Annotated in this window: 6 protein-coding genes and 1 tRNA gene; 5 read left to right on the forward strand and 2 right to left on the reverse strand. The window is 66.7% G+C overall.

What is annotated here, in order from left to right:
- The first annotated feature begins 59 nt into the window (after positions 1-59).
- Positions 60-1,625, forward strand: coding sequence for a flavin-containing monooxygenase (locus ACIBJI_RS37675; RefSeq protein WP_397087928.1), 1,566 nt, complete (start codon positions 60-62; stop codon positions 1,623-1,625).
- 54 nt (positions 1,626-1,679) lie between these two features.
- Here the strand turns inward: ACIBJI_RS37675 and ACIBJI_RS37680 are convergent, their stop codons facing one another.
- Positions 1,680-2,894 (reverse strand): FAD-dependent oxidoreductase, encoded by a 1,215-nt coding sequence (locus ACIBJI_RS37680; protein ID WP_397087930.1) that lies wholly within the window; start codon positions 2,892-2,894, stop codon positions 1,680-1,682.
- Between the two features lie 72 nt (positions 2,895-2,966).
- Here ACIBJI_RS37680 and ACIBJI_RS37685 point away from each other — a divergent pair, with 72 nt between their 5' ends.
- Positions 2,967-3,434, forward strand: coding sequence for a MarR family transcriptional regulator (locus ACIBJI_RS37685; RefSeq protein ID WP_364355827.1), 468 nt, complete (start codon positions 2,967-2,969; stop codon positions 3,432-3,434).
- Positions 3,435-3,484: 50 nt separating this feature from the next.
- Positions 3,485-4,204 carry a hypothetical protein gene (locus ACIBJI_RS37690; RefSeq protein ID WP_364355830.1) on the forward strand — a complete coding sequence of 240 codons (720 nt, stop codon included), beginning with the start codon at positions 3,485-3,487 and terminating at the stop codon, positions 4,202-4,204.
- 1 nt (position 4,205) lies between these two features.
- On the opposite strand, the gene ACIBJI_RS37695 is transcribed toward ACIBJI_RS37690, so the two are convergent.
- Positions 4,206-4,619, reverse strand: a complete 414-nt coding sequence (locus tag ACIBJI_RS37695; RefSeq protein WP_364355833.1) for a VOC family protein — start codon at positions 4,617-4,619, stop codon at positions 4,206-4,208.
- A 100-nt stretch (positions 4,620-4,719) separates the two neighbouring features.
- Between ACIBJI_RS37695 and ACIBJI_RS37700 the strand changes: the two genes are divergently transcribed.
- Positions 4,720-4,793 (forward strand) — tRNA-Met (locus ACIBJI_RS37700).
- A gap of 902 nt (positions 4,794-5,695) precedes the next feature.
- Complete coding sequence (locus tag ACIBJI_RS37705) at positions 5,696-20,296, forward strand: SDR family NAD(P)-dependent oxidoreductase (protein WP_397087933.1); 14,601 nt, start codon at positions 5,696-5,698, stop codon at positions 20,294-20,296.
- The last annotated feature ends 26 nt before the right edge of the window (positions 20,297-20,322 follow it).

The raw sequence follows: 20,322 nt of genomic DNA on the forward strand, positions 1-20,322 counted from the left end.
ATCAAATACTTGTCGTGCAAAGTCAAGAATCCGGTCCATTGCCCTCGCAGACTGGAACGATGAGGTCAGCATCGCGCGGCGATTCGATAAGGGACGGTGGTCGGGTGACGGGTGGGCCCGAGACCGCTGTAGTTCCGGACCACCTCGATGTCGTAATCGTCGGCGCCGGGTTATCCGGCGTCGGCGCAGCGTATCGGCTGCAGACCGAATGCCCGGGCAAAACCTATGCCGTGCTGGAGGCGCGCGAATCGCTGGGTGGGACGTGGGATCTGTTCCGCTACCCCGGAATTCGCTCGGATTCGGATATGTTCACCCTCGGCTATCCCTTCAAGCCGTGGCGGGACGCGAAGTCGATCGCCGACGGTCCGTCCATCCTGCGCTACGTCGAGGAGACGGCCGCGGAATTCGGCATCGACCGGCACATCCGCTACGGCACCAAGGTGGTCGGGGCCGACTGGTCCACCGCATCAGCGCGCTGGACGCTCACCCTCGAGCAGCGCGACACTGCCGGTAGCACCACACAACGCACGCTGACCTGCAATTTCCTATATGTCTGCGCCGGGTACTACAACTACGACCAGGGCCACTCCCCGGATTTTCCGGGCATCGACTCCTTCGCCGGACAGGTCGTGCATCCACAGTTCTGGCCCGAGGATCTCGACTACGCGGGCAAACGTGTCGTGGTCATCGGCAGTGGTGCGACGGCGGTCACGCTGGTGCCCGCCATGGCCGACCAGGCCGAATCGGTGACGATGCTGCAGCGCTCGCCGACCTGGATCAGTGCCGTTCCCGGCCGGGACAAGCAGGCCGACAAGATCCGCGAGTTGCTGCCGCCGCAGCTGGCGCACCGCGTGATCCGCACCAAAAACATCCTGTTCAGCATTGGTTTCTATCAGTACTGCCGTCGACGTCCGGAGGCCGCGCGCAAACTGCTCACCGGTCTGACTGCGCGAATCCTGAAGGACCGGCAGGTCGTTGCCGAGCACTTCACACCCGAGTACGACCCGTGGGATCAGCGGCTGTGCGCCGTACCCGATGCCGATTTCTTCAAGGCGATGAAGAAGGGTAAGGCACAGGTCGTCACCGATCACATCGAAACCTTTGGGCCCGAGGGGATTCGGTTGAAGTCCGGTCGAATCCTGGAGGCGGACATCGTGGCTACCGCGACCGGACTGCAGTTGCTGGCCTTCGGCGGCATCGCGCCGCGGGTCGACGGCGAGACGGTGAACCTCTCGGAGCAATTCGTCTGGCAGGGTGCGATGCTCACCGGCGTACCGAATTTCGCGGTCTGCATCGGCTACACGAATGCCTCATGGACGTTGCGTGCCGACCTGACCTCACGGTTGGTCTGCAAGGTCATCAACCACCTGGACCGCAATGATTACGCGGCCGTGGTGCCGAAGCCGGAGGGCAAGCTCGATGAGCGCCCGCTGCTCGATCTGGCCTCCGGCTATATTCAGCGCTCGATCGGCGACTTCCCGCGGCAGGGGGATCGGCACCCGTGGAAGGTGCGGCAGAACTATCTGCTCGACTCGGCCACGACCATGCGCACCAGTTTGCACAAGACGCTGGCTGCGACCCGGCGCTCGGCCGTCCGTCACGCCGATCTCCCGGTTGCCCGCTGAACCGTCGCATTTTCAGTGGTGACCCCCGCACAACGTGCACCCTGGGTGGGGTCGTCACGCGGTGTGCGTCACTGAGGCTTGTGTCCAGTCGATCCGGTAGTCGTACATCCAATTCAGTGGGGCGACACCGGCTTTGGCGGCCTTGCGCAGGAAGTAGGGAGTGAGCAGGCGAACCAGCAGGCGTGCGAGTCCGTTCGATGCCTTGTCGCTGGTGGTTTCCGCGCCATAGGCGACCACCTTCTCGACGCGTTCCCGGCGGCGGTTCTCGAAGGCAGCCAAGGCCGCCGGGGTATCCGGTATATCGCGCAGGCAGATCGCCAGCGTCACGGCATCTTCCACCGCCATGGACACGCCCTGACCGGAGGAGGACGCCACGGCGTGCGCGGCATCGCCGACGATGACCATATTGTCGTTGTGCCACTTGTCGACCGTCGGCATGTCGTACTGGTTGAAGGCGGGGACGAATGTGTCATCCATTGTGGCGGCGACGATCCGGGCGGCCGGGCCGCGGTCCGCCGACAGCAATTCGACGAGTTGCGCACGCCAGTCCACCGAATCCGCCATTGAAAGCTCCTGTGTCCGAGGCATATTGGCGAACCACCAGATTTCGCCGTCCGGTGCGACGAAATAGCCGAAGAACGCCTTCTTGCCGAAGATCATGCTGTACACACCGGGCCGCAACCCGAGCTCGCTGTGCAGCGCCCGGTCGGTCACGAATCCGCCGAGCCCGTAGATGCCGAGGAAGTGCGCCTTCGGTGCGGACGGGTCGATGATTTCTCTTGTGCGGGAACGGATTCCATCGGCACCGATCAGTACATCGGCATCCATGGTGGTGCCGTCGGCGAAGGTCGCACGGACGCCCTCTTCCGTCGATGTCGAGTCCACCAGTAGCTTGTTGTACTCGAACCGCACTCCGCGCCGCGTCGCCTCGGCATTCAGCGCTCGATACATATCGCGCCGCTTGATGCTGTGCGTGACGGTGCCGTCGGGCAATGTGCCGCCGATCGGCATATCGGTGATGTGCTTGCCCCCGCTGGTCGCGAACGACAACGTGGCGGTCGGGTGCCCGATCTCGGTCACCACGTGATGTGCGTCCAGCAATGCCAGCGCCGACAATCCGTTGACCGCCACCGTCAGATACGCGCCGATCTGCTTGGCTGCCGCCTCCCCGTATGCCTCGCACACAATCGGCTCCAGCCCCGCCTGCCGCAATGCCATCGCGGTGACCGGTCCGGCGATCCCGCCGCCGATGATCAGCGCCCTCTTCATGATGTCTCCTGACTTGGCTCTGCTGTATCTTGATTGTCAAGACATCATTAGTTTGACAATCGAGAGGCTTGAATGTCAAGAGAAAAGTCGGAGCTGGCAGAATTGCGTGCCGAGGTCGGCCGCGAAGCGCAGGCGCTACAGGCCGCGGTCGATGACGTGGACCAGGCCGCCGCGACCAATCTCGGCGTCAACCGCACCGATCTGCGCTGTCTGGAAATCCTGTGGCACGGCGAATCCACCCCCGGCGCTCTCGCCGCCGAACTGGGGTTGACCAGCGGCAGCGTGACCACCATGCTGGACCGCCTTGCCAAACTCGACTACGTCGTCCGGCATCCCGAACCGGGAGACCGTCGCAAGGTCGTCATCCGCATTACCGATACGGCGATGGCCAAGGTCATGCGGATCTATGGGCCGATCGCCGAGGAGGGGGCCGGCGAGGTATCGCGCTACAGCGCAGCGGAATTGCGCCTCGTTCTCGACTATCTGCGTCGCTCGCGCGAGCTGCAGCAGCGCCACCGCAGCCGGATAACGGAGCTCTGAAATACCTTCCGAAAGTCGGTGCTCGTGGCGACAGCTGACATGATCACCCCATGATCGAATTGCGTAACGCACGGTGGGCAGTGGCAATGGCGGCGGGCGCGGTGCTCGTGGCTGGCTGTAGCAGCAGCAAGGACGACTCGGCGGATCACTGGAATTCCGCGGCGCCCAGCACACCTCGCGAACAGTTGGTGCTTACCCAGGAGGAATTCCCCGCGGGCACCAAGAAACTCGACCTGCCGCCGGAGCAGCTGCAGTCGACGGTCGGCGACCTCACCGCGACCCAGCAGAATGCCACCTTCACACCGGCGGAATGCGGTTCCACGCAGCAGGATCTCGGCGCGGCGACCAAGGAACTGCTCGCGCAGTCATCCATCTCCGCGGCGACCGGTAAGTCGGGTCAAATCTTTGTCGAATTCGTCTCCGGGCGCACCGGCGATCTGCAGCGGATCGCCGACGGCAATAAGCGCTGCGGTTCGGTCGAGGTGGTCGCCAACTACGACGGCCATCAGGTCAGCGCGACCGAGCGTGTCACGGATCAGCCTGTGCCCCAGGAACTGAAGGGCGCGAACGCAATCGCCTACCACGCGACCAGCACCGCGAAGACGGATGCCAGCGACCAGCCGTTGACCCAGAACGCATACCTGGGTTACGCCGAAGTTCGGGGCATTACGGTCGCGGTTCGCGTTGCCGCGCTGGATGATTCGCTCGACCAGGCGGCATTCGACCAGTTCTTCGTCGCCGCGGTGCAGAAGGTGGTGAAGGCGGCCTAGCCTACTTGCGGACAACCAGTTCCAACGCGATATTGTCCGGATCCCGGAACTCGAGGATATAGCTGACCCCGATGTCCTTGATATCTTCACGCGCGACCCCGCAGGCATCGAGATGTGCTGCGGCAGCTTTCAATTCGGCCAGTGAGTTCAGCGGAAACGCGAGATGATCGAGCCCGACCCGGTCTTCGTCGAACCTGTCGGTGCCGACCGGCCGCAACCCGATCATCCCGTGCTCCATCCGATAGATCACTCCACCGAAGAGGAACCCGAGCCGCTCCCGCGTCGCCTCGTCTGCATCGGCGGGTACCTCCAGCGCAACGGGCCATCCGAACACCTTCTCGTAGAACGCTCGCGACCGATCGATATCGCAAACGGTCAGTCGTACATGGGCAATGGCGCTAGTGGCAATCGGCATATGCCCATGCTCGCACCCGCTTCCGATTACCCGCCGGTTAACCCCTCCCACCTGCCGTTTAGGTAAGCGTCGCCGCATGCTGTAGCGTTATCCCTACCGACGCGGGGTGGAGCAGCTCGGTAGCTCGCTGGGCTCATAACCCAGAGGTCGCAGGTTCAAATCCTGTCCCCGCTACAAAGGGAAATGGCCCGGAACACTTTGTTCCGGGCCATTTTCCGTTTCCGCCTCCGAGTAAGGGTTCGCGTGGACATCGCCCAGTAGATAATCCACGCCGCTGACCAGTGTGGCGTGGTCCATCCAGGGTGGCGCATGTCCACTTGGGCGGGTGCCGGCAAATCCTGGGTTTGTTCAACCTTGGATTTGTTTTTCGATTCAGCAGACAGCATCTTCGGCATAGGTCTCGGCCGTGGCAAACGATAAGCACGCGGAGTGGTCTGGCTTCCCATGTTTGGAAAATTCTCTCGGCCGAGGTCTGCTATTTCTGGTGTAGCGACGCCATGAGGAGACCAATGCTTTACACCGCACAATCCCACCGGGGCCGACTGGTGATCACCGCCTCGATCGAGCCGGTGGCTCGTCCTCGGTCGCGGTAACCATTGGGAAGCTACTGGCCGGTTGACAAGGTCAAGAGCGCCAAATTACTGTTCAGTACGATGAATCGTGTTCTACTGGTCGAAAATCTCAGGGATCATTGCGCTGATCCACATCGCTGTCGCGTAGGTGCCATGCGTGCACCTAGCGGCGGATATTTCGGGCACCACGCGTTCTTATGTGCGCCTAGGCCCTCTGGTGTGCTCACGTAGCGCTCCAGTCCCCAGCATTATTTGCTGATAATTTGCTCTACTGTGTCCGGCGGCACACCATGTCCAGCCTGGCCTAGCCTGCGCCATCTCCTCGCCGGCCCCAAGTCGCTTGCGGAAGACGCTCCGCATCTCCTGGGCTCTTCGCTGAGCCTCGACCGCGTCGAAACCGTTATGTCCGGAGCAGGAATCGTCTGATTCCTTTGCTGCGGACAACAAACACACTCGCCAAGGTTTTAGGGCGGGTCCCAGCTGCCTTGGGAAGGATGTTCAGAGGTGACCGGATCGGCGTTCGAGGTCGCTATCGTCGGCATGTCCTGCAGACTGCCGGGGGCGGCCGATCTCGACAGTTACTGGCAGTTGCTCAGCGAGGGGCGCGCCGCGATCGGCGCAGCTCCCCGGGGTCGGGAGAGCATCACCGAGCGCGCCGGATTCGTCGATACCGTAGGGGAGTTCGACGCGGACTTCTTCGGAGTCTCGCCCAACGAGGCGCGGGCAACCGACCCGCGGCAGCTGCTGGCACTGGAGTTGAGCTGGGAGGCGCTCGAGGACGCTGGCCTGGCCGCCACGGCACGCGATGCCCGGCGGTGCGGTGTGTTCCTCGGCTGCACCGGAACCGATATCGCCGAAATCGCGAACCCCGTCTCGAACTACTTCGGGTTCAGCGGCCCGAGCATCCTGGTCGACAGCGCCCAGGCGTCCGCGCTGGTCGCTGTTCATCTGGCATGTGAGAGCCTGCGCAGCGGCGAGAGCGACATGGCCCTGGCCGGTGGACTGAACCTGGCGCTGGCCGACGGATTCGTGCGCGGCGAGGGCGGCGGCATTGTGGCGCTGAAACCCTTGGCGCAGGCGGTCGCCGACGGCGACCGGGTTCATGCCGTGATCTGCGGAAGTTCGGTCGACACGGGCAACGAACGCCGCGAGCTGAGCGCACCGAGTCGCGATGCGCGGGCGGCGGCGATTCGCGCCGCTCTGACCGCGGCAGGTTTCGAGGCGCCGTCGGTGCAGTACGCCGAATTGCACGGCATCGGAACACCCGCAGGTGATCCGATGGAAGCCGCCGCGCTCGGCGAGACCTATGGTGTGCGCCGGGTGCAGGAAGCGCCGCTGGCCATCGGATCGGTCGACGGGCATCTGGAAGGTGCTTCCGGTATCGCGGGCCTCATCAAGACCGTGCTCTGTCTGAGCCGCCGGGAACTGGTGGCCAGCCTGGACTTCGAGCCGCCGAATCCGCGGATTCGGCTCGCGGACTTGGGCTTACGGGTGGTGACGGGCACCGAGGACTGGCCCATGGCCGACGTACGCAGGGCAGCTGTGTTGTCGTTCGGTATGGGGGGATCCAACGCCCACGTGATCGTGGAGCAGGCGCCCGCCGTCGGGGCCGCCGCGTCCACGGTGGACAGCAAGGCCGCTGCGGTGCCGTGGGTGGTGTCGGCGCGCAGCGAGGACGGGGTACGTGCACAGGCCGCCCGGCTGCGGGAGTGGCTACTACGCCATCCGGAGCTGGATGTGGTCGATGTGGCGCATTCACTGCTGGCCATGCGAGCCCAAATGCAGTGGCGCGGAAGCGTTGTCGGGCGGGATCGGGCGGAGCTGCTGGACGGTTTGAAGGCCATGGCCGACCCGACCGCGCCCGCTATGGCGACCGAGCCGACAACCGGGCGGGCCGAGCAGCGGCGGGTCGCGTTCGTCTTCCCGGGGAATGGCAGCCAGTGGGAGGGGATGGCTCTCGGACTGCTGGATTCGGGTGGGGTTTTCGCGGAGTCGATCGCGGAATGTGGAGCGGCGCTTGCGCCCTACGTGGACTGGTCGCTGACGGCGGTGCTGCGTCGCGAGGTCGATGCCCCCTCGCTGGATCGCGTGGATGTGGTGCAGCCGGTGCTGTTCGCGGTGATGGTGTCACTGGCCCGGATGTGGCGGGCAGCCGGTGTGCAGCCGGACGTGGTGATCGGCCATTCCCACGGTGAGGTCGCCGCCGCGCACGTTGCCGGTGGACTGTCGCTGTCCGATGCGGCGCGTGTGGTGGCTCTCCGGTCCCGGGCGCTGGCCGATGAGCTGGCCGGGCAGGGTGGTATGGCCTCGATCGGACTCGGCTCGGATGCCGTCCGAGAACGTCTTTCGGCGTATGGCGACCGGCTGTCGTTGGGGGCGGTGAACGGACCGGCGCAAAGTGTGATCTCCGGTGACGTTTCGGCGGTGCAGGAATTCCTCGCCGACTGCGCCCGCGACGCTGTATGGGCCCGCCGGGTTCCGATCGATTACGCCTCGCATTCGAAGGCGATCGAGCGGATTCGCGATCGGCTGCTCGCGGAACTGGAACCGATCCGCCCGCAATCCGGGTCGGTGCCGTTCTTCTCCACGGTATCGGCCGACCGGTTGGATACGGCGGACCTGGACGCCGAATACTGGTATCGGTCGGAGCGGGAACCGATTCGATTCGCCGATGCCGTTACGGCGCTGATCGGGGACGGTATCACCGGCTTCATCGAGGTCGGCCCGCATCCGGTGCTCACGATGGGTATCGCCATGACCGCCGAGGCGGCAGGTGCGGCCGAGGACGTATCCGTTGTCGGCTCGTTGCGGCGCGGTGCGGACGGTCCGGAACAGTTCATCGTGTCGCTGGCACAGGCCTACTGCGCCGGTATGCCGGTGGATCCGCGCGCGCTGGTCTCCGGTGGGGCGCGGGTCGATCTGCCGCCATACGCGTTCCAGCGCCGTAACCTCTGGTCGGGTGCGCTGGTCACTTCCGGTGGCTTCCACGAAATTTCCGAGGGCCGAATTCCCGAAGACAGGGCGCGGACCGATGCGTGGGACGACAGCCCGCTGGCCCGCAAACTGCTGGCCGCCCCCGAATATCAGCGTGCCACAGTAGTTCTCGATATCGTTCGTGAGCATGCCGCCGCCGTACTAGGCCACGATTCGGCCCGATCAATTGACCCCGACCTGCCGTTCACCGAGTTCGGCATTGATTCGGTCAGCGGGGTGCGGCTGCGGGACCGGCTGATGCGGGCCACCGGTGTGCCGCTGCCCTCATCGCTCATCTTCGACCATCCGACCGCGAGTGCGGTCGCGACACTGTTGCGAGCCCGGGTCACCGGAAACGACCGGGGCAAGCACCGGGTATCACGGCGCGCGAGTACGGACGAACCGATCGCGATCGTCGGCATGGGCGCCCGATTCCCCGGTGGTGTGCGGTCCGCCGAGGACCTGTGGGACCTGCTGACCGCGGGCCGGGACGTGATCGGCGAATTCCCCACCGACCGGGGTTGGGACCTGGACGGGCTGTTCGACCCGGACCCCGACAAACCGGGCACGGTCTACACCCGCCACGGTGGATTCCTCAGCAGCGCAGGCGATTTCGACCCAGGCTTTTTCGGCATCAGCCCACGCGAAGCGTCGGCGATGGATCCGCAGCAGCGGTTGCTGCTGGAGACATCGTGGGAAGCCCTGGAAGACGCGGGTATCGACCCGACCTCGTTGCGGGGTAGCGATACCGGCGTATTCGCCGGTGCCTGCTCATCGGGTTACTCGCGGCGGGTGACCGGCGACCTGGAGGGCTTCCGGCTGACCGGCACTTCGCACAGCGTCATCTCGGGCCGTGTCGCGTACGTGTTCGGCCTGGAAGGTCCGGCGGTGACGGTGGATACCGCGTGCTCGTCGTCGCTGGTGGCATTGCACCTGGCGTGCCAGGCGCTGCGCCAGGGCGACAGCTCGCTGGCGCTCGCCGGTGGCGTGACGGTCGCGGCCAGCCCATATCTGTTCGTGGACTTCGCCCGCCAGCGCGGCCTGTCGCCGGACGGCCGCTGCAAGGCGTTCTCGGCTGCCGCCGACGGTGTGTCGTGGTCGGAGGGTTCGGGCATCCTTGTGCTGGAGCGGCTTTCGGATGCGCAGCGGCTCGGACACAACATCCTGGCCGTTATTCGCGGTAGTGCGGTGAACCAGGACGGCGCGAGCAACGGTCTGACCGCGCCGAACGGTCCGTCGCAGCAGCGGTTGATCGCGCATGCCCTCGCGAATGCGGGGATCTCGGCGGCCGATGTGGATGCCGTGGAGGCGCACGGGACCGGCACGCCCCTGGGTGACCCGATTGAAGCACAGGCCTTGATCGCGGCCTACGGGCAGAACCGTGGCGACCGGGAACCATTGCGGATCGGTTCCTTGAAATCGAATATCGGCCATACCGTGGCCGCCGCAGGTGTGGCCGGTGTGATCAAGATGGTGCAGGCCATGCGGCACGAGCGGCTGCCGCAGACACTGCACGCCGAAACACCGTCGCCGCATGTGGATTGGACCGCGGGCGCGGTGCGTCTGCTGACCGAAGCCGAACCGTGGATCGCCGGAGCTCGGACGCGCCGGGCAGGTGTGTCGTCGTTCGGTATCAGCGGCACCAACGCGCATGTGATCCTCGAAGAAGCGCCTGCCGCACCGGCAGCGGCCGCCGAGGACGACACCGAAATCACCGTGGCGGTGACGCCGTTGCTGGTGTCGGGTAAGGGCGAGGCGGGTCTGCGTGCCCAGGCCGCCCGGTTGCGGGCGTGGTTGTCCGAGCGGCCGGAGATCGACATCGCGGATGCGGCCTATGCGCTGGCGACGTCGCGGGCACAGCTGGATTCGCGCAGTGTGGTCCTCGGTCGCGATCGGGGCGAGTTGCTCGAGCGGTTGGCGGATCTCGCCGAATCGGGTACCGGTACCGGTGTGATCGGCGGCGTCGTCGGTACGGGGCAGACGGCATACCTGTTCACCGGTCAGGGTGCACAGCGGATCGGTATGGGTGCAGGCTTGTACGACGCGTTCCCGGTATTCGCGGACGCGTTGGATTCGGTGTGCGCCCAGTTCGATCCGGTATTGGAGTGCTCGCTCAAAGCGGTCATGTTCACCGGCGTCGCTGGTGGCGATACCGGTGTCGCGGTGCTGGATCGGACGGAGTTCACCCAGCCCGCGCTGTTCGCCTTCGAGGTGGCGCTGTATCGCTTGCTGGAGTCGTTCGGCGTCACCCCGAATGTGTTGATCGGCCATTCGATCGGAGAAGTCGCTGCCGCGTACCTCGCGGGCCTGTGGTCGCTCGAGGACGCGTGCCGGTTGGTGGCGGCGCGCGGACGTCTCATGGGTGGGTTGCCCGAGGGCGGAGCGATGCTGGCCATCGCGGCGTCCGAACCCGAAGTCAACGATGTTGTCGCCCGATACCCCGACCGAGTGTCGGTCGCCGCGGTGAACGCGCCGGCGGCTCTGGTGATCTCGGGTGACGAGGACGCGGTCGGCGAAATCGAGGCACGATTCGCCGAGCGTGGCGTGAAGACGTCACGGCTGCGGGTCAGCCATGCCTTCCACTCGCATCGGATGGAGCCGATGCTGGTCGAATTCGAGTCTGTCGTCAAGGATTTGACGTACAACCGGCTTCGCTTGCCGTTGGTTTCGAATGTGTCGGGTCGGCTTGCTGGTGACGAAGTGACCGAACCCGCCTACTGGGTTCGGCAGGTGCGGGCCGCGGTGCGATTCGCGCCGGGCATCGAGACGTTGATCGCCTCGGGTGTGCGTCGATTCCTGGAAGTGGGGCCCGACGCGGTGCTGGCGGCGATGACCCGGCAGACGCTTGCGGAGGACGCGGAGTCGACCTCGGTTGTGGCCGCGGCCGCGCGCCGGGATCACGATGAGCCCCAACAGTTCGCGATGATGCTGGCACACGCGCACACATCCGGGCTGCCGGTGGATTGGACGCCACTGCTGCGTCGCGGGGCGATACGACGAGTTCCCCTGCCCACGTACGCTTTCCAACACCAGCGCTTCTGGTTGCCGCCGCGCCCCGAAGTCACCGGCGACGCCCTTGCCCACCCGTTGCTCACCGGTGTGGTGCCGGTAGCCGGCACGGACGAGTTCGTTTTCACCGGCCGGTTCTCGCTGGCGACCCACCCGTGGGTCGCCGACCATATGACCTACGGCACCGTGGTGCTGCCGAGCGCGGCCCTCGTCGAGTTCCTGCTCGTCGCGGGCAGCAGCATAGATTGCGGCGTCGTGGAGGAGCTGACCCTGGAGGCTCCGATACCGCCGACGGAAGACGATGAGGTCGAACTCCAGGTGTCGGTGCGGGAGCCGGACCAGGCCGGGCGACGGCAGTTCAGCTTCTACTTCCGTCAGGGTGGTCGCCGAGCGGGCGAATGGGTGCGTAACGCCAGCGGTGTACTGGCGCCCTCGCCAGACGGCGATGACGCGCTGCTGGACCAGTTGCGGGACGAAACCTGGCCGCCGATCGACGCCGAAACTCTCGACCCGGCATGGATTCCCGAGCGGATCGCCACAGTATCCGGACTCGAGTACGGCCCGGCGTTGCTCGGTGTCGGCGCCGCATGGCAGCGGGGTGCGACCGTCTTCTCCGAGGTCACCCTGGATACGGCGGCCGCGCCCGAACCGGAGCGATTCGATCTGCATCCGGCGCTGCTCGACCTGGTGATGCACGCCGGGCTCGCTGGGCTCCTGTGGCGCGATCAGGACGGAGATCCGGACACCGGCCGGTTGCTGTTCCGCTGGGGCGGAGCGCGGCTGCACCGGCCGCTGGCCGAAGCGACGACGCTGCGGGTCATCGCCACGACGCGCGGACCGGAGACGATTTCCCTTGCGGCCACTGATGATTCGGGACGGCCCGTGGTGTCCGTCGACGCGGTCGTCATGCGGCCCTATGACGTGAAACAGCTGCGCGGCACCCTGGCCGGGGATATCGCCGACCTCTACGAGGTCCAGTGGACGCCCGCGTCGGCAGCGACACCGGGTGTGTCCGCGGACCGGATGGCCGTACTCGGTTCGGAACCGGTTGCCGGAATCGGCACCTGCTATCCAAGCCCCTCGGAACTCGCTGCGGCACAAGAGATTCCAGATGTCGTAATCTGGCATCCGCAGGACAGCGCCGCGGCCGACGATCCGGCGATCGTTCGCGAGTACCTGGAAATGGTGTTGGCGACGGTGCAGTCCTGGCTGGCAGCGGATCGTCTGGCCGACACGCGGCTGCTCGTGGTTACCGCGAACGGTGCCGCGCTGCCGGGCGAGGCACCAGATCTCGCCGCGGCGGCCGTCTGGGGCCTGATGCGCAGCGCCCAATCCGAATATCCGGGCCGGTTCATTCTCCTCGACTCCGACCCGTCGGCAGTTGCGCCCATGGATGACTCGACACTCGTCGGTGCGGTGCTCGTGGCGGGCGAACCACAGGCCGCGGTGCGCGCCGGAGCATTGCTCGTGCCCAGACTGGTGCGAGCGCGAGCGGAGCACGATGCCGACCCGTCGCCCGACCAGCACCCCTCATCGACTCGCTCCGCGACGCCGTCGTTCGGCGCGGGCACCGTCCTGATCACCGGTGGCACCGGTGGCCTCGGCGCACTGGTGGCTCGACATCTGGTCACCGCGCACGGGGTCCGCCACCTGCTGCTGGTGTCCAGGCGTGGTGAAACTGCCAGCGGCGCAAAAGAACTGGTTACCGAGCTGTCGGCATCCGGCGCCGCTGTCGCGGTGGCGGCCTGCGATGTGGGCGATCGAGAAGCCCTCCGTTCCCTGCTCGATTCGATAGCGGTCGAGAATCCGCTGACCGGCGTGGTCCATGCGGCCGGTGTCCTCGACGATGGCACCCTCGCGGGCCTGACCACCGCGCAACTGCGGCGGGTGTTCAGCTCGAAGGCCGCGGCGGCATGGCACCTGCACGAACTCACTCGCGACCGCGCCCTGTCGGCCTTCGTGCTGTTCTCGTCTATCGCGGCAACGATCGGATCGGCGGGACAGGGCAACTACGCGGCAGCCAATGCCTTCCTCGACGCGCTGGCGCACCGTCGCCGTGCCGACGGGTTGCCCGCGATCTCATTGGGCTGGGGGCCTTGGAACTCCGCTGGCGGCATGACCGGTGGCTTGGACCGCAGCGCCGTCGCCCGCTGGGAAAGGCTCGGTCTCCACGCACTCGGGAACGACGAAGGTCTGCGGCTGTTCGATGCGGCCACCGGTCGCGCCGCCGCGCACTTGGCGGCGATTCGGTTCGACCCGGCCGAGCTGCGGCGCGAAGCGGGCACCGGTGCGGTGCCCACGGTGCTGCGCGGTTTCCTGCCCCGCACCACGAACCGGACCGCCGCCGCGTCGAGTTCACTGGCCACACGACTGAGCCGGGTACCGCGGGCCCAACGCGCCGAGGTGGTGCTCGACCTGGTTCGGGAGCACGCGGCGGCCGTGCTCGGACACGGTTCCGCCGAAGACATCGGCCCCGACGAGCGATTCGACGCACTGGGATTCGACTCGCTCGGCGGCGTCGAATTCCGCAACCGGCTGGCGCAGGCCAGCGGTGTCCAGTTGCCGTCCACCCTGGTCTTCGACCACCCCACCGCCGCGGCTGTCGCCACCCTGCTGCACTCCACGATCGAGGGAACGGATTCCGGTTCCAGGACGGCACCGGTTTCGCGCCGCGTGCGCGTGGACGAACCCATCGCGATCGTGGGCATGGCCTGCCGGTTCCCCGGCGGCGTCGAATCGCCGGATGCGCTGTGGGACCTGGTTGTTTCCGGCCGGGATGCGACCGGGGAGTTCCCGGCGGATCGTGGCTGGGATCTGGAGCGGCTGTTCGATCCGGATCCGGACAAGCCGGGGACGGTCTATACCCGTCGCGGTGGATTCCTTTATGACGCAGGTGATTTCGATCCGGGCTTCTTCGGGATCGGCCCGCGCGAGGCGACGGCGATGGATCCGCAGCAGCGGTTGCTGCTCGAGGTGTCCTGGGAAGCGCTCGAGCACGCGGGAATCGACCCGACGTCGTTGCGCGGCAGCGACACCGGTGTCTACACGGGCGTGATGTACCAGGACTACGAGGCCGTGACGGGTAAGGCCGGGCCCGAGGTCGAAGGGTATGTCCTGACCGGCGGCCTGGGGAGCGTGGCTTCCGGGCGGGTGGCCTATGCGCTGGGTCTGGAGGGCCCGGCGATGACGGTGGATACCGCCTGCTCGTCGTCGCTGGTGGCGCTGCATCTGGCCTGCCAGGCGCTGCGTCAGGGGGAGAGTTCGCTGGCCTTGGTCGGTGGCGCGACGGTAATGGCGACACCGATGGTGTTCCAGGAGTTTTCGCGGCAGCGTGGTTTGGCCACAGACGGCCGGTGCAAGTCGTTCTCGGCCGCGGCCGATGGTGTCGCGTGGTCCGAGGGTGCGGCGGTGCTGATCGTGGAGCGCCTGTCGGATGCACGTCGGCTGGGCCACGACGTATTAGCCGTAGTGCGTGGCAGTGCGATTAATCAGGACGGCGCGAGCAATGGCTTGACGGCGCCGAATGGCCCGTCGCAGCAGCGGGTGATCGCGGCGGCGCTGGCGAATGCCGGGTTGAATCCGCGCGACGTGGATGTGGTGGAGGCGCACGGTACTGGAACGGCGCTGGGCGACCCGATCGAGGCGCAGGCGCTGATCGCCACCTACGGGCAGGACCGTGCGGGAGAACCGCTGCGTCTTGGTTCGCTCAAGTCGAATATCGGTCACGCGCAGGCGGCGGCGGGTGTGGGCGGTGTGATCAAGATGGTGCAGGCGTTGCGGCACCGAACTCTGCCGACGACATTGCACGCGCGGGAGCCGAGCCCGCACGTGGACTGGTCTGCGGGCGATGTCCAGCTGTTGACCGAGGCGCAGGCGTGGCCGGTCGGCGACAGGGTGCGCCGGGCCGGGGTGTCGTCGTTCGGGATCAGTGGCACCAATGCGCACGTGATTATCGAAGAAGCACCGGCCCAGGCGGTTTCGACGCCTGAGCGTGGTGCGGCCGGGCCGGACATCGATGTCGCCGTGGTGCCGTGGACGGTGTCGGGCAAGTCGCAGGAGGGTCTGCGGACGCAGGCCGAGCGGTTGCGGGCGTGGTTGGCCGATCGCCCGGAGCTCGACATCTGGTCGGCGGCACGGTCATTGGTGGACTCGCGAGCATTACTGGACCGACGGGCGGTCGTCGTCGGCCGGGATCGGGACGAGCTGCTGGTGGGTCTGGCGGATGTGGCGGCGGGTTCGCCGGGCACGATCGCGGGGACGGCGGGTTCGGGGAAGACGGCCTTCCTGTTCACCGGGCAGGGTGCGCAGCAGGCTGGGATGGGCGCGGGCCTGTACAAGTCGTTCCCGGTGTTCGCGGCGGCCTTGGACGAGGTTTGCGCGCAGGTCGATCCGCTGCTGGGCCGATCGCTGAAAGCTCTCATGTTCGCCGGTACCGAGAGCGTGTTGGATCGGACCGAGTTCACCCAGCCAGCGTTGTTCGCGTTCGAGGTGGCGTTGTTCCGTCTGATCGAATCATTCGGTGTCACACCGGATCTGCTGATCGGGCATTCGATCGGGGAGTTGACCGCGGCGTACGTGGCGGGGGTGTGGTCGCTCGAGGATGCGTGTGCGCTCGTTGTGGCGCGCGGTCGCTTGATGGGGGCCTTGCCGGAGGGCGGTGCCATGCTCGCGGTCGCGGTCCCGGAGGACGACGCGGTGCAGGTGCTCGCCGGGTATGACGGGCGGGTGTCGTTGGCGGCGGTGAACGGTCCGTCGTCGGTGGTGCTGTCCGGGGATGCGTCCGCGATCGACGAACTCGCTGATCGGTTCGCCAGGCAGGAGGTGAAAACCTCCCGGCTGCGAGTGAGTCACGCGTTCCACTCGGTATTGATGGAGCCGATGCTCGACGAGTTCCGTTCGGTCGCCGCGGGATTGACGTATCGGGAGCCGTTGTTGCCGATCGTGTCGAACGTTTCGGCGGTCGTGGTCGCTGCTGAGCTGACCGATCCCGAGTACTGGGTCGAGCAGCTGCGGGGATGCGTCCGGTTCGCGCCGGGCATCGACACCCTGGTCGAGGCGGGTGCGCGGCGATTCGTGGAGATCGGACCGGATGCTGTGCTGGCCTTCATGACTCAGCAATGCCTGGTCGAAACCCCCGCTGTCGAAGCCAAATCGACAGTGGTCGCGGCCGCCCGACGCTCGGTGGACGAGCCGACGCAGTTCGTGACCGCGCTGGCACAGGCCGCCGTCGTCGGCGTAGGGGTGGACTGGACGCCGCTGTATGCGGGCCGCTCCACGCATCGGATGACGTTGCCTACCTATGCGTTCCAGCATCGACGCTACTGGGCGCGGCCGGTCGACGCGCCGGACCTATGGCAATCGGGCCTGGACGATGCGGGGCATCCGCTGTTGGGCGCGATGCTGCGGTTGCCGGACTCCGAGGATGTGGTGTTCACCGGGAGGCTGTCGCGAGCCGGTCATCCTTGGCTGGCCGATCATGCTGTCACCGGGGTGGTGTTGCTGCCCGGTGCCGCGCTTGTGGAGCTGGCCCTGCACGTGGGAGCAGTGGTGGACTGCCCGCGACTGGCGGAGTTGGTGATCGAGGCGCCCCTGCCGATACCGCCCACCGGGGTTGTCGACTTGCGGGTCGTAGCGGGCGGACCGGATGACACCGGCGCACGGACGGTGTCGATGTACTCGCGGTCGAACGGCGACGCTTCAGGCTCGCCGAACGATGCTGCGGGACAATGGATTCGCCACGCTGTCGCAACGGTCACAGTCGGATCGGACACGCCCCCGGTGGAATCGGGTCCGGTGAGCTGGCCGCCCGCAGAGGCGACGGCGATAGCGATCGATCACGCCTACGCGGATCTGGCCGGGCGGGGCTATGAGTACGGACCGGCGTTCCGCGGACTGACCGCCCTGTGGGCGCACGACGGTGAGGTGTTCGCCGAGGTCGTACTGCCGGAGTCCGCACGATCGGACGGCTCGGCCTTCGGTGTGCATCCGGCATTGTTGGATGCCGCGCTGCACGCGGTCCTGCTCGGTGGGCTGGTTCCCGACACCCGGGCCGGTGCGATCGCGGTCCCGTTCTCGTGGGAGAACATCGCCTTGTATGCGACCGGCGCGACCACGGTGCGGGTCCGTGCTGCCGCGACCGGGTCCGGGACTGGGGGTGAGCGGATCACCGTAACCCTGGCCGACCCGGCGGGCATGGCCGTGGCCGACATCGGTGCACTGACGCTGCGGACATTGTCCACCGATGCGCTCGGTTCGGCGCACCGTCGCACCGACGGCGTCGGCTACGAGCTGAACTGGGTCGCGCTACCCGAGCCTGCGGGTGCGCTCACCGCCGCCGCCTGGAGTCCCGCCGATGACGGTGAGACCGCGACGATCGCGGGCCGGGACGCGACGGTGTTGCGACTCGACGATCGGCGATGGAATGAGCTGTCGCGCACCGGCTCTCCGGCCGTCGACGGCAAGCTTCCGGTGGCAGTGCGGGATTTGGTCACCGACCTCGCGGCGCAGGTGCGGCGGCTGCTGACGCAGGACCGGCTCATCGTCGTGGTGACCCGGCAGGCGGTCGCGGTACATCCCCACGAGCCAGTGGACCTGTCGACGGCAGCCGTGTGGGGTCTGCTGCGGACCGCACAGAGTGAGAACCCCGACCGGATCATCCTCGTCGATGTCGAAGACTGGCCGGACTATCGGCCCGCTGTGGCCATGGCCTCGGCTGCGGGCGAGGAACCCCAGCTGGCCCTGCGGCACGGAAAGGCATACGTGCCGCGCCTGAACCGCGGTGATCCGAACGCTCTCGACCTCGCGTCGCGAAATACCAAGGCATGGGCGCTGACTCTGCGCGACAAGGGCACATTGACCGCGGACAACTTCACCTTCAGCGACCATCCGACCGCATTGGAACCACTTGCGGCAGGACAGGTCCGGGTGAGTATGCGGTCGGTCGGCCTCAACTTCCGGGATGTACTGATGGCGCTCGGCACCTACCCCGACAAGGCTGGCCGGCCCGGCGGCGAGGGAGCCGGTGTCGTGTTGGAGGTCGCACCGGATGTGACCGAATTCGCACCTGGCGACCGGGTTTTCGGGTTGATCCCGGGTGTCGGATCGGTGGCGATGGTCGATCGCCGACTTCTCGCGCCGATGCCGCGTGGTTGGTCGTTCACTCAGGCCGCGGCGATTCCGATCGTCTACGCGACCGCCTACTACGGCCTGGTCGACCTGGCCGATGCGCAACCTGGCGAGACGCTGCTGCTGCATGCGGCGACCGGTGGTGTCGGGCTGGCGGCCGTGCAACTCGCGCGGCACCTGGGCCTGCGGTTATTGGTCACCGCCAGTGAGCCCAAGTGGAATGTGTTGCGCGATTCGGGGTTCGACGACGCTGAAATCGGCAACTCGCGCACCTTGGATTTCGAGCAGAAGTTCCTCGACGCCACCGACGGTCGCGGTGTCGACATCGTATTGGATTCGCTGGCAGGCGAATTCGTGGACGCGTCATTGCGACTGCTGCCGCGCGGTGGCCGGTTCGTCGAGATGGGCATGCTGGACCGGCGTGATCCGGTCGAGGTGGCCGCCGCGCATCCGGGGGTCGACTACCACAGCTTCATGCTGATGGAGGTGGGTCCCGATCGGCTGCACGAGATTCTGACCACGCTGGTCGAGCTTTTCGAGGCCGGCACTCTGGCGCCGTATCCGACTGTCGCGTGGGATATGCGGCAAGCGCCGCAGGCCTACCGGTACCTGAGTCAGGCCCGGCATATCGGCAAGAATGTGCTCACCGTGCCGGTGCCATTGCGGCCCGAGGGCACTGTTCTCATCACCGGCGGCACCGGAGGATTGGGCGCGGTGGCCGCACGACACCTGATCACCGTCCATGGTGTGCGCAGGCTGGTGTTGGCGGGTAGGCGCGGTCCCCAAGCCCCCGGCGCGGCCGAACTCGCCGCCGAGCTGACCGCGCTCGGTGCGCATGTGGACGTGGTCGCGTGCGACGCGGCCGATCGAGCCGCACTGGACGCGGTGTTGGCGGCCATACCGTCGCAGCATCCGTTGACCGCTGTCGTGCATGCGGCGGGTGCGCTTGCCGACGGTCTGCTCGCCACCATGACGCCGGAGCAGATCGCGAAAGTGTTGCGGCCCAAGGTGAATGCGGCCTGGAATCTGCACGAGGCGACCAAGGACCTGGATCTGTCGGCGTTCGTGCTTTACTCCTCGATCGCGGGCTTGATCGGCAATCCGGGCCAGGCGAATTATGCGGCCGCCAATGTCTTCCTCGATGCGCTCGCGCAACACCGGCAGGTGACCGGTCTGCCCGCGACGTCGGTGGTATGGGGGCCATGGGAGCAGAGCGGCGGTATGACCAGCACGCTCGGCGCGGCCGACGTCGCCCGTTTGCGGCGCGAAGGTCTCCTTCCGCTGGGCGACGAGGACGGCATGGAATTGTTCGACGCCGCACTGGCGGGCGGGCAGTCGGCGTTCGTGGCGGTCCGGATCGACCGGACCGCCCTCGGCGAGGCACATCCCGGTGATGTGCGCGCGGTCATGCGTGGCTTGTCGCGGCCAGCGCGCCGCCGGGTGGTCGATACGACGAGCGCACCGTCGGCGGCATCGAGTGGCTCCGTGTCTTGGTCGACGCAACTGCTCGGCCGCTCGACCGCCGAACAGGAACGCGTCATCCTCGACGTGATCCGGGCCCAGGCCGCGGCCGTGCTGGGACACACCAGTGCGGACTCGACCCCGCCGGACAAGCCGTTCAGCGATATCGGGTTCGACTCGCTCGGCGTGATGGAATTCCGCAACCGGCTGAAGTCGGCTGTCGGCGTGCAGTTGTCCGCGACCGCGATGTTCGACTATCCCACCCCGGAGGCGCTGGCCGGTTTCCTCCGGCAGGAGATCGTTCCGGTCGACGACCCCGCGGAACGTATCGCGGCCGAGATCGCGTCGCTGGTGCGCAGTTGCGCCACGGCCGAGCTGTCGGCTGTGGACCGGTCGGATATCGCGAGCAGATTGACCGCACTGTTGCGTGAGCTCGAAGGCAAGGACACCGACGGATTCGACCTGGATGGCGGCGCCGACAGTCTCGAATCCGCGGACGACCGCGAGCTGTTCGAATTCATCGACCAAATCAGTTGAAGCAAGTTCCGCGACCACCTCAGCTG

The sequence above is a fragment of the Nocardia sp. NPDC050408 genome, from assembly GCF_044458905.1.
In the GTDB taxonomy this organism is placed as follows: Bacteria; Actinomycetota; Actinomycetes; order Mycobacteriales; family Mycobacteriaceae; genus Nocardia.